Annotated in this window: 10 protein-coding genes; 7 read left to right on the top strand and 3 right to left on the bottom strand. The window is 58.0% G+C overall.

The window, feature by feature from the left end; genetic code table 11:
- The first annotated feature begins 79 nt into the window (after positions 1-79).
- Positions 80-1,297: an MFS transporter gene (locus DFO52_RS19595; protein ID WP_133551030.1), complete on the top strand. Its 1,218-nt coding sequence runs from the start codon at positions 80-82 to the stop codon at positions 1,295-1,297.
- A gap of 4 nt (positions 1,298-1,301) precedes the next feature.
- On the opposite strand, the gene DFO52_RS19590 is transcribed toward DFO52_RS19595, so the two are convergent.
- Positions 1,302-1,859 carry a DcrB family lipoprotein gene (locus DFO52_RS19590; protein ID WP_023309515.1) on the bottom strand — a complete coding sequence of 186 codons (558 nt, stop codon included), beginning with the start codon at positions 1,857-1,859 and terminating at the stop codon, positions 1,302-1,304.
- A gap of 72 nt (positions 1,860-1,931) precedes the next feature.
- Positions 1,932-2,597 carry a 7-cyano-7-deazaguanine/7-aminomethyl-7-deazaguanine transporter gene (locus DFO52_RS19585; protein WP_023309514.1) on the bottom strand — a complete coding sequence of 222 codons (666 nt, stop codon included), beginning with the start codon at positions 2,595-2,597 and terminating at the stop codon, positions 1,932-1,934.
- A 167-nt stretch (positions 2,598-2,764) separates the two neighbouring features.
- Between DFO52_RS19585 and tusA the strand changes: the two genes are divergently transcribed.
- Positions 2,765-3,007, top strand: a complete 243-nt coding sequence (gene tusA / locus DFO52_RS19580; RefSeq protein ID WP_008503071.1) for a sulfurtransferase TusA — start codon at positions 2,765-2,767, stop codon at positions 3,005-3,007.
- A gap of 99 nt (positions 3,008-3,106) precedes the next feature.
- Here tusA and yhgN read toward each other — a convergent pair whose 3' ends face one another.
- Positions 3,107-3,700, bottom strand: coding sequence for an NAAT family transporter YhgN (gene yhgN, locus DFO52_RS19575; protein WP_003861574.1), 594 nt, complete (start codon positions 3,698-3,700; stop codon positions 3,107-3,109).
- A 177-nt stretch (positions 3,701-3,877) separates the two neighbouring features.
- Between yhgN and asd the strand changes: the two genes are divergently transcribed.
- The 5 genes from asd (at position 3,878) to glgA (ending at position 12,133) form a co-directional block, all read left to right on the top strand.
- Complete coding sequence (gene asd, locus DFO52_RS19570; protein ID WP_033146834.1) at positions 3,878-4,981, top strand: aspartate-semialdehyde dehydrogenase; 1,104 nt, start codon at positions 3,878-3,880, stop codon at positions 4,979-4,981.
- Positions 4,982-5,230: 249 nt separating this feature from the next.
- Entirely contained in the window at positions 5,231-7,417 is a 2,187-nt protein-coding gene (gene glgB, locus DFO52_RS19565; protein WP_133551029.1) for a 1,4-alpha-glucan branching enzyme, read from the top strand.
- On the top strand, positions 7,414-9,387 hold the full coding sequence (gene glgX, locus DFO52_RS19560; RefSeq protein ID WP_121426136.1) for a glycogen debranching protein GlgX: 1,974 nt from the start codon (positions 7,414-7,416) through the stop codon (positions 9,385-9,387). The genes glgB and glgX overlap by 4 nt, the downstream gene beginning before the upstream one ends.
- Before the next feature lie 17 nt (positions 9,388-9,404).
- Entirely contained in the window at positions 9,405-10,700 is a 1,296-nt protein-coding gene (glgC, locus tag DFO52_RS19555; protein WP_023333724.1) for a glucose-1-phosphate adenylyltransferase, read from the top strand.
- A complete protein-coding gene (gene glgA, locus DFO52_RS19550; RefSeq protein ID WP_023309509.1) occupies positions 10,700-12,133 on the top strand; it encodes a glycogen synthase GlgA in 1,434 nt (477 codons plus the stop codon). The genes glgC and glgA overlap by 1 nt, the downstream gene beginning before the upstream one ends.
- Positions 12,134-12,150: the final 17 nt, after the last annotated feature.

Raw genomic sequence — 12,150 nt, 5'->3', positions numbered from 1 at the left:
ATCTGAAAGTCGGGGCTGATTTTCTTATTGCGCCGTGGTAATAGTGAAACACTGTTGTAAAAAATCCAGGTAGAACCCCATGCCCGAACCTGCCGCTGAACCGGCACTGAGCGGACTGCGCCTCAATCTGAGCATCGTTTCCGTTGTGATTTTCAACTTTGCCAGCTATCTGACCATCGGCCTGCCGCTGGCAGTCCTGCCGGGCTATGTCCATGACGTGATGGGCTTCAGCGCCTTTTGGGCGGGGCTGGTGATAAGCCTGCAATATTTCGCCACGCTCCTCAGCCGCCCGCATGCCGGGCGCTACGCGGACACGTTCGGTCCAAAAAGCATCGTGGTGGTGGGACTGTGCGGCTGTTTTCTCAGTGGCCTGAGCTATCTGCTGGCTGCCGCAACCAGCCACTGGCCGCTGGTCAGCCTGGCGCTGCTCTGCCTGGGCCGCGTCATTCTTGGCATCGGGCAAAGTCTGGCGGGAACCGGCTCAACGCTGTGGGGCGTGGGCGTGGTAGGCGCGCCGCACATTGGCCGGGTGATCTCCTGGAACGGGATTGTCACCTACGGTGCGATGGCGCTCGGGGCGCCGCTCGGCGTGGCCTGCTATGCGTTGGGCGGGCTGCATGGGCTTGCCATCACCATTATGGCGGTCGCGCTGCTGGCGATCCTCTTTGCGCTGCCGCGCCCGAAAGTGAAGGCCAGCAAAGGCAAGCCGCTGCCGTTTCGGGCGGTGCTGGGGCGCGTCTGGCCGTACGGCATGGCTCTGGCGCTGGCGACCACCGGCTTCGGCGTGATCGCGACTTTCATCACCCTGTTCTACGACGCCAAAGGCTGGGACGGCGCAGCCTTTGCGTTAACCCTGTTTAGCTGTGCGTTTGTTGGCGCCCGCCTGCTTTTTCCTAATGGCATCAACCGCCTTGGCGGGCTGAATGTGGCGATGATCTGCTTTGCGATAGAGATAGTCGGGCTGCTGCTGACCGGAATTGCGATGGTGCCCTGGGTCGCGAAAGTGGGCGTGTTCCTCGCGGGCGCTGGCTTTTCCCTGGTCTTCCCGGCGCTGGGCGTGGTGGCGGTAAAAGCCGTGCCGCAGCAGAATCAGGGGGCGGCGCTGGCGACCTATACGGTGTTTATGGATATGTCTTTAGGCATTACCGGCCCGCTGGCGGGGCTGGTGATGGCCTGGGCAGGGGTTCCGGTGATCTATCTTGCCGCGGCGGGTCTGGTGGTGATTGCGCTGCTGCTGACGTGGCGGCTAAAAAAATGGCCCCCGGTGCAGGCACCGGAGGCCACGTCATCGTCGTGAAGCGTTACTGGATCACGATGGTGTTAATGATATTTTCAGCAGCCGTCTGCGCTTTCTGCTGATCTTCCGCTGGCAGGGTGATCTGCAGGGTCAGCAGTTTGTTATCAACCTTGCCCAGCACCACAGAAGAGTAGGCGGTCTGGCCTTTTGCAGAGATGATGCTGTCGAGCTGTTGCAGCGTGTGGCCTTTCAGCTCGATGGATTTATTGGTCACGACCTGCAGCTGCGGATCGCGGCCGCGCTGCTGATCTTCCAGACGTTTGGACAGAACGGCCAGGTCTTCGCTGGTGTCGTCGCCCACAATCACAATGACCGCTTTCTGCCCGGTTGCGTCGGAGTAAACGTGCATGTTGTTCGCCTGGGTGCCCAGCTTGCCGCTCTGGTCAGTCATATCGGCTGGCAGAGAGAAACTGAGTTTGCCATCCATCAGATTCACCGGCTGGCCGGTCGCGTTGCTCTCTGCGGATGCGCCCTGAGCAGGCGTTTTCGTGTCGCTGTTATCACAGGCTGCAAGACCCACAACCAGCAGGCCAATCCCGACATATTTAACCAGATTGCGCATTGACTTCTTCCTTTCGATAAACGGCCATAACGGCTCATTCGCTCATCTTATCACAACTGATAAAGCGAACCCTTAACCAGCCTGCAATGCCGTGATTTCAGATTTATCTGCCAGCCTTTTCAGCAGCATATTGAGCAGCACGCCGTACATAGGCAGGAAGAACACAATGCTGATAAGCACCTTGAAGCAGTAGTCCACCAGCGCGATTTCCATCCAGTGTTCAGCCATGAACGCATCCGGGCTGCGCCAGAAGGCGATGAAGAAGAAAGCCAGCGTATCGCTCACGTTACCGAACAGCGTGGAGGCGGTTGGCGCCATCCACCAGCGATGATTCTGACGCAGGCGGTTAAACACATGCACGTCGAGGATCTGCCCCAGCGCGTAGGCCATAAAGCTTGCTGCGGCGATACGGGCTACAAACAGGTTGAAGTGGGTTAACGCCTCAAAGCCCTGCCAGCTTCCCATATAAAACAGTGACGAAACCACGTACGAGATGAACAGCGCCGGGAGCATGACCGAAAAAATAATGCGGCGAGCCAGCGGTGCGCCAAAGATACGCACGGTCAAATCGGTCGCGAGGAAAATAAACGGGAAGCTGAATGCGCCCCAGGTGGTATGAAAACCAAAGATGGAGATCGGGAGCTGCACCAGATAGTTGCTGGAGGTGATCACCAGCAAATGGAAAAGCGAAAGCCAGAACAACGCTTTTACGCGCTGTGATTCAGAAAACGACGTCATATTGTGACCTTTTTATACGTTGGGGTGAGGGAACCCAATAAAAACCGCAGCATGATACTGCTTTAGCAGGACATTGCAATGGTTAGTTTTTACGCAATCGTTAACCTGGTTTGCATTGATCGCAACCGGGCGTAAACTACAGCCGTTTTTACCAGACCGAGAAGACCATGACCGACCTGTTTTCCAGCCCAGACCACACTCTTGATGCCCAGGGCCTTCGCTGCCCGGAACCGGTAATGATGGTACGCAAAACCGTGCGCAACATGCAGACCGGTGAAACGCTGTTGATTATTGCCGACGACCCGGCCACCACCCGCGATATTCCCGGCTTTTGTACCTTTATGGAGCATGAGCTGGTGGCACAGCAGACCGAGGCGCTGCCGTACCGGTATTTGATTCGTAAGGGTTAAGTTTTGTAGGCCGGGTAAGGCGAAGCCGCCACCCGGCAAAAAGGCCTCTGCGGCCTGATGCCCTCACCCCGGCCCTCTCCCACGGAGAGAGGGAGAAAGTCATCCTTTCATCCACGCCCTGATCCCGTCCAGGAACATCTGCGTTGCCATCATCACCAGAATCAGCCCCATCAGGCGTTCCAGCGCGTTCACCCCTTTCTCACCCAGCAGGCGCAGGAACAGCGACGACTGCAGCAGGATAATAAACGTCCCGCCCCAGGCGATCAGCAGGGCAATCACCAGATGGCTCATCTGGTTCGGATACTGATGCGACAGCAGCATCAGCGTGGCCAGAATGGTCGGTCCGGCAACGAGTGGAATTGCCAGCGGCACGATAAACGGCTCTTCACCCGCAGGCAGGCCGCTGCTGCTGCCTTCCGCGCTCGGGAAAATCATCTTAATGGCAATCAGGAACAGAATAATCCCGCCGGAAATCGACACGGTTTCGGCGCGCAGGTTCAGGAACGCGAGAATTTTTTCTCCCGCAAACAGGAAGATAAACATCACCAGCAGGGCGATGAGCAGTTCGCGGATCATGATCGCCCGGCGGCGCTTCGGCTCGGTGTGCTTCAGCACCGACATGAAGATCGGCAGGTTTCCCAGTGGATCCATTATCAGGATCAATAAAACCGCTGCGGAAATGATTTCACTCATGTAAATTATCCCTGAAATTCTCTAAGGTTATTATGATAATTAGCTGTATTTCTGATTGCCGGGCAATCATCGATTAATTTCGCTTGCGACTTTGGCAGCATTTTGTAATGTGAAGCATATCCCAGTTCAATACTGGCTTGCACAAACAGCACACACCCTCAGCAGGAAAAAAATGCTATGAAAAACGTTGGTTTTATCGGCTGGCGCGGTATGGTCGGCTCTGTACTCATGCAACGCATGGTTGAAGAGCGCGATTTCGACGCTATCCGCCCGGTCTTCTTCTCCACTTCCCAGCTCGGCCAGGCAGCTCCGTCCTTTGGTGGTACCACAGGCACGTTGCAGGATGCTTACGATCTGGAAGCGCTGAAGGCACTCGACATTATTGTCACGTGCCAGGGCGGCGATTATACCAACGAAATCTATCCAAAGCTGCGTGAAAGCGGCTGGCAGGGCTACTGGATTGACGCGGCCTCTTCGCTGCGTATGAAAGACGATGCCATCATCATTCTTGACCCGGTTAACCAGGGCGTCATCACCGACGGCCTGAACAACGGCGTGAAAACCTTTGTTGGCGGTAACTGCACCGTCAGCCTGATGCTGATGTCCCTCGGCGGCCTGTTCGCGCAGGATCTGGTGGAGTGGGTCTCCGTGGCGACCTACCAGGCGGCGTCCGGCGGCGGTGCGCGTCACATGCGCGAGCTGCTGACCCAGATGGGCCAGCTTCACCAGAGCGTCGCGACCGAGCTGGCAAACCCGGCGTCCGCGATCCTTGATATTGAACGTAAAGTGACTCAGCTGACCCGCAGCGGCGAGCTGCCGGTGGACAACTTCGGCGTACCGCTGGCCGGCGGCCTGATTCCGTGGATCGACAAACAGCTGGATAACGGCCAGACCCGCGAAGAGTGGAAGGGCCAGGCTGAGACCAACAAAATCCTCGCGACCGCGAACACCATTCCGGTTGACGGTCTGTGCGTACGTATCGGCGCGCTGCGCTGCCACAGCCAGGCCTTCACCATTAAACTGAAAAAAGATGTGTCTATTCCGACCGTGGAAGAGCTGCTGGCCGCGCACAACCCGTGGGCGAAAGTGGTACCAAACGATCGCGATATCACCATGCGCGAGCTGACCCCGGCTGCCGTTACCGGCACGCTGACCACGCCGGTTGGCCGTCTGCGCAAGCTGAACATGGGGCCGGAGTATCTCTCCGCGTTCACCGTCGGCGACCAGCTTCTGTGGGGCGCCGCCGAGCCGCTGCGCCGCATGCTGCGCCAGCTGGCGTAATAATTTGTTAACTACCGGGGGTGATTTTCACCCCTTTTTTTTGCGTACTACATGGAGTAACACGCGTATGTCTTATTTTTTATCAGGAGTCATCTAGAGCGTTGGCTATGCTTTAAGGAAGAGTCATTTCTTACCTGAGGTTCGAACGGAGCAGAATGGATGCACATTTTTGTGCTGTCCCGTTCAGGTCACATTAAAAGTCGTCCCGGAGCGCTTAAAAAGGACGACATAAAAAACAGGATGAATACCATGTCCGATCGTGTGGATAGAGACGTGATTAATGCGCTTATTGCGGGTCATTTTGCTGACCCCTTTTCTGTGCTTGGGATGCATCAAACTGAGGATGGCCTTGAAGTTCGGGCACTGTTACCGGATGCCACAGAAGTCTGGGTGATTGAACCCAAAACCGGCCGCAAGGTGGGTAATCTTGAATGCCTCGATTCGCGTGGCTTCTTCTCGGGCGTAATGCCCCGTCGTAAAAACCCTTTTCGCTATCAGCTCGCCGTCCTCTGGCACGGTCAGCAAAACCTGATTGACGACCCTTACAGCTTCGGCCCTCTGCTTAAAGAGATGGATGCCTGGCTGCTCTCCGAAGGAACGCATCTTCGCCCTTATGAAACGCTGGGTGCCCATGCCGATACCATGGACGGCATTACCGGCACGCGGTTCTCCGTGTGGGCGCCTAACGCCCAGCGCGTCTCCGTTGTCGGCCAGTTCAACTACTGGGACGGTCGCCGCCACCCGATGCGCCTGCACCGGGAAACCGGCATCTGGGAGCTGTTTATCCCCGGGGCGCACCCCGGGCAGCTTTATAAATTCGAGATGATCGACGCCAACGGCAAGCTGCGCATTAAAGCCGACCCGTATGCCTTCGAAGCGCAGATGCGCCCGGATACCGCGTCGCTGATTTGCGGCCTGCCGGAGAAGGTCGTCCAGACGGAGGAGCGTAAACAGGCCAACCGCTTTGATGCGCCCATCTCCGTCTATGAGGTACACCTTGGCTCCTGGCGTCGCCACACCGATAACAACTTCTGGCTGAGCTACCGTGAGCTTGCCGACCAGCTGGTGCCGTATGCCAAATGGATGGGTTTTACCCACCTTGAGCTGCTGCCGGTCAACGAGCATCCGTTCGACGGCAGCTGGGGCTATCAGCCCACCGGGCTGTATGCGCCCACGCGCCGCTTCGGCACGCGCGATGACTTCCGCTATTTCATTGATGCCGCGCACGCCGCCGGGCTGAACGTCATCCTCGACTGGGTGCCGGGCCATTTCCCGTCGGATGACTTTGCGCTGGCAGAGTTTGATGGCACGAAGCTGTACGAGCACAGCGACCCGCGCGAAGGCTATCACCAGGACTGGAATACGCTGATCTACAACTACGGTCGCCGTGAAGTCGCAAACTACCTGGTCGGGAATGCCCTGTACTGGATCGAGCGGTTTGGCATTGATGCTCTGCGCGTCGATGCGGTGGCGTCGATGATCTACCGCGACTACAGCCGAAAAGAGGGCGAGTGGATCCCGAACGAGTTTGGCGGCCGTGAAAACCTGGAAGCGATTGAATTCCTGCGCAATACCAACCGCATTATCGGCGAGCAGGTGGACGGTGCCGTGACCATGGCGGAAGAGTCGACCGACTTTGCGGGCGTCTCCCGTCCGCCGTCATTAGGCGGCCTGGGGTTCTGGTATAAGTGGAACCTGGGCTGGATGCACGACACGCTCGACTACATGAAGCTGGATCCGGTTCACCGTAAGTATCATCACGATAAGCTGACGTTCGGGATGCTCTACAACTACACCGAAAACTTCATGCTGCCGCTATCGCACGATGAAGTGGTGCACGGCAAAAAATCCATTCTCGACCGCATGCCGGGCGACGCGTGGCAGAAGTTTGCCAACCTGCGCGCCTACTACGGCTGGATGTTTGCCTTCCCGGGCAAGAAACTGCTGTTTATGGGCAATGAGTTCGCCCAGGGACGCGAGTGGAACCATGACGCCAGCCTCGACTGGCACCTGCTGGAAGGCGGCGACAATTGGCACCACGGGTTGCAGCGTCTGGTGCGCGACCTGAACCTGACCTACCGCCACCACAAAGCGCTGCACGAGCTCGACTTCGATCCGTACGGCTTTGAGTGGCTGGTGGTGGACGACCACGAGCGCTCGGTGTTTGTCTTTGTGCGTCGTGACAAAGCGGGTAACGAAATCATCGTCGCCAGCAACTTCACGCCGGTGCCGCGCGAACACTATCGCTTCGGCATTAACCAGCCGGGCAAATGGCGCGAGATCCTGAATACCGACTCGATGCACTATCACGGCAGCAACGCCGGTAACGGCGGGCTGGTACAGAGCGACGCTATCGAAAGCCACGGGCGACCCAACTCCCTGAGCCTGACGCTGCCGCCGCTTGGCACCATCTGGCTGATGCGGGAGGGCGAATGACGCAGCTTTCGGCAGGTAAACCCGAACCGCTCGGCGCGCGTTTTGACGGGAAGGGGGTCAATTTCACCCTCTTTTCCGCTCACGCTGAGCGGGTAGAACTGTGCGTGTTTGATGGGGAAGGTAACGAGCACCGTTACGATTTACCCGAGCGCACAGGGGATACCTGGCACGGCTACCTGGCCGGAGGACGGCCAGGCATGCACTATGGCTTTCGCGTACACGGTCCGTGGGATCCGGCGCAGGGCCACTGGTTTAACCCGGCGAAGCTGTTGATTGACCCGTGCGCGCACCGCGTGGACGGCGAATTTAAAGACGACCCGCTGTTCCACGTGGGCTACGGCGAGCCCGACCACCGCGACAGCGCGCCCGTCGCGCCAAAAAGCGTGGTGGTGAACGATCTTTATGACTGGGAAGACGATGCCCCGCCGCAGACGCCGTGGGGCAATACCGTCATTTATGAAGCCCACGTCAAAGGGCTGACGTACCTGCACCCGTCGATCCCCAAAGAGATGCGCGGCACCTATAAGGCGCTCGGGCATCCCACCATGATCGCCTACCTGAAACACCTCGGCATCACCGCGCTGGAACTGCTGCCCGTCGCCCATTTCGCCAGCGAGCCGCGCCTGCAGCGGCTGGGGCTAAGCAACTACTGGGGCTACAACCCGCTGGCGATGTTCGCGCTTGAGCCACGCTATGCCGCCCATCCGGAAAAGGCGCGGGACGAATTTCGCGATGCGGTGAAGGCGCTCCATACGGCGGGCATTGAGGTCATTCTGGACGTCGTGCTGAACCACAGTGCCGAAAGCGATCTCGACGGTCCGACGCTCTCCATGCGCGGAATTGATAACCGTAGCTATTATTGGATCAGGCAGGATGGCGATTATGAGAACTGGACCGGCTGCGGTAACACGCTCAACCTCAGCCATCCGGCGGTCACGCATTTTGCTTATGAGTGCCTGAAATACTGGGTGGAAACGTTCCACGTCGACGGTTTTCGTTTCGACCTGGCGCCCGTGATGGGGCGCACGCCAGCGTTCAGCCAGCAGGCGCCGCTGTTTGAGGCGATAAAAAACTGTCCGGTGCTCTCGCAGGTGAAGCTTATTGCCGAGCCGTGGGACATCGGTGAAGGCGGTTATCAGGTCGGGAATTTCCCGCCGCTGTTTGCCGAGTGGAACGATCACTACCGCGATGCCGCGCGCCGCTTCTGGCTGGAACGGAATCTGTCGCTGGGGGAGTTCGCCGGACGCTTTGCCGCTTCAAGCGATCTCTTTAAGCGCGACGGCAAACGTCCGTCGGCCACCGTCAATCTGTTGACGGCACACGACGGTTTTACGCTCCGGGACTGCGTTTGTTTCAATCAGAAACACAATGAGGCAAACGGCGAAGAGAATCGCGATGGCACTAACAATAACCATAGCTTTAATCATGGTATAGAAGGGTTAGGCGGAAGCCTGGACGTCATCGAGCGGCGACGTGCCAGCGTTCATGCTTTGTTGACAACGCTTTTATTGTCGCAGGGCACGCCGATGCTGCTGGCAGGCGATGAACACGGCCATAGCCAGCACGGTAACAACAATGCGTATTGCCAGGACAACACGTTAACCTGGCTCGACTGGGGTGAAGCCAACAGCGGGCTGATTCATTTTACCGCTGCGCTGATCCATCTTCGCCAGCAGATCCCCGCGCTGACCGCCGACCGCTGGTGGGAAGAGGGTGACGGCAACGTTCGCTGGTTGAATCAAGACGCGCAACCGTTAAGCGCGCAAGAGTGGCAACACGGCGTACCACGCCTGCAAATCCTGCTGTCGGATAAATGGCTGGTCACGCTGAACGCGACGGATGACGTCGCAGAGATTGTTTTACCTGAAGGGGAATGGCGAGCTGTTCCCCCCTTTGCCGGAGCGGATAATCCGGTAGTAATGGCTGTCTGGCACGGGCCTGCGCACGGAGTGTGCGTATTCCAAAGATGATAAAAAAGGAGTTAGTCATGGTTAGATTAGAGAAGAACGATCCCTTAATGTTGGCGCGCCAGCTACCATTAAAAACGGTTGCCCTGATACTTGCGGGTGGACGTGGTACCCGTCTGAAAGATTTGACCATCAAGCGCGCGAAACCGGCTGTTCACTTTGGTGGTAAGTTCCGTATCATCGACTTTGCGCTCTCCAACTGTCTCAACTCGGGCATTCGCCGTATTGGCGTCATTACGCAGTATCAGTCGCATACGCTGGTTCAGCATATCCAGCGCGGCTGGTCATTCTTCAGCGAAGAGATGAACGAGTTTGTCGATCTCCTTCCCGCTCAGCAGCGCGTCCACGGCGAGAACTGGTACCGCGGAACGGCGGATGCGGTGACGCAGAACCTCGACATCATTCGTCGCTACAGCGCGGAATACATCGTGATCCTCGCCGGGGACCATATCTACAAGCAAGATTACTCCCACATGCTCATCGACCACGTCGAAAAAGGGGCGCGCTGCACCGTAGCGTGTCTGCCTGTGCCCGTTGCTGAAGCGACGGCGTTTGGCGTGATGCACGTGGATGCCGACGACAAAATTATCGACTTTGTTGAAAAGCCGGCGAACCCGCCAACCATGCCCGGCGATGACACCAAATCGCTCGCCAGCATGGGGATTTATGTCTTTGATGCAGATTATCTTTATGAGCTGCTGGAAGAAGACGACAAAGACGAAAACTCCAGCCACGACTTCGGTAAAGACATCATTCCGAAAATCACGAAAGCTGGCATGGCGTATGCACATCCTTTCCCGCTGTCCTGCGTGCAGTCCGACCCGAATGCGGAACCCTACTGGCGCGATGTGGGAACCCTGGAAGCGTACTGGAAAGCGAACCTGGACCTGGCGTCGGTCACGCCTGAGCTGGATATGTACGACCAGAACTGGCCGATTCGTACCCATATGGAATCGCTGCCGCCGGCCAAATTCGTGCAGGACCGCTCCGGCAGCCACGGCATGACGCTCAACTCGCTGGTATCCGGCGGGTGCATTATTTCAGGCTCGGTAGTGGTGCAGTCGGTGCTGTTCCCCCGCGTGCGGATAAATTCATTCTGTAATATCGATTCGGCAGTCTTACTGCCTGATGTCTGGGTAGGGCGCTCGTGCCGTCTGCGCCGCTGCGTTATCGATCGTGCCTGCGTCATTCCAGAAGGGATGGTGATTGGTGAGAACGCGGAGGAAGACGCGCGTCGTTTCTATCGTTCGGAAGAGGGGATCGTGTTAGTCACACGGGAAATGTTGCGGAAGCTGCAGATCAAACAGGAGCGATGATGCAGGTTTTACATGTATGTTCTGAGATGTTCCCGTTGTTAAAAACGGGCGGTCTGGCAGATGTTCTGGGTGCATTACCGGCGGCGCAAATCGCCGGAGGCGTGGATACCCGAGTCCTGCTGCCCGCCTTTCCGGATATCCGGCGCGGTATTCCCGATGCAAAAGTGGTGACCCGCCGTGAAACGTTCGCCGGACGTATCACCCTGCTGTTTGGACATTACAATGGCGTAGGGATTTACCTGATCGACGCGCCGCACTTATACGATCGACCGGGCAGCCCGTATCACGATACGAACCTGTTCGCCTACACCGATAACGTGCTGCGCTTTGCGCTGCTCGGCTGGGTCGGGGCAGAAATGGCGACGGGGCTGGATCCGTTCTGGCGCCCGGATGTGGTGCACGCGCACGACTGGCACGCCGGGCTTGCCCCGGCGTATCTCGCCGCGCGCGGCCATCCGGCCAAATCGGTCTTTACCGTGCATAACCTGGCGTATCAGGGGATGTACTATGCCCATCACATGAGTGAAATCGATCTGCCATTATCGTTCTATAACATGCACGGGCTGGAATTTAACGGGCAGATCTCGTTCCTGAAAGCCGGGCTGTACTACGCCGATCACATCACGGCGGTGAGCCCAACCTACGCGCGTGAGATCACCCAGCCGGAGTTTGGCTACGGCATGGAAGGGTTGCTGCAGCAGCGCCATCGCGAAGGCCGCCTGTCGGGCATTCTGAACGGCGTGGATGAACAGATCTGGAGCCCGGAAACCGATCTCCTGCTGGCGGCGCGCTATGGCCGTGATTCCGTGGAAGACAAAGCGGAAAACAAACGCCAGCTGCAGATTGCAATGGGCCTGAAGGTTAACGACAAGGTGCCCCTGTTCGCGGTGGTCAGCCGCCTGACCAGCCAGAAAGGGTTGGATCTGGTGCTGGAGGCGCTGCCCGGTTTACTGGAGCAGGGCGGGCAGCTGGCGCTGCTCGGTGCGGGCGACCCGGTGCTGCAGGAAGGTTTCCTTGCCGCCGCGGCGGAACATCCGGGGCAGGTGGGCGTGCAGATTGGCTACCACGAAGCGTTCTCGCACCGCATCATGGGCGGCGCGGACGTCATCCTGGTGCCGAGCCGTTTCGAACCCTGCGGCCTGACGCAGCTTTACGGCCTGAAATACGGCACCCTGCCGCTGGTACGCCGCACGGGCGGACTGGCGGATACCGTATCCGATAGCTCTCTGGAAAACCTGGCGGACGGTATCGCCAGCGGGTTTGTCTTTGAGGACAGTAATGCCTGGTCGCTGCTTCGGGCGATTCGGCGTGCTTTCGTCTTGTGGTCCCGTCCATCGCTCTGGCGTTACGTTCAGCGTCAGGCGATGTCCATGGACTTTAGCTGGCATGTCGCGGCGCAGTCATACCGCGATCTCTATCAACGCTTGATGTAACGAGGCGAAGTTACTGA

Source organism: Enterobacter sp. AG326 (assembly GCF_004362415.1).
Classification (GTDB): Bacteria; Pseudomonadota; Gammaproteobacteria; order Enterobacterales; family Enterobacteriaceae; genus Enterobacter; species Enterobacter asburiae.
The sequence above is the reverse complement of the archived record's forward strand: the minus strand, read 5'-3'. Positions and strand labels throughout refer to the sequence as shown.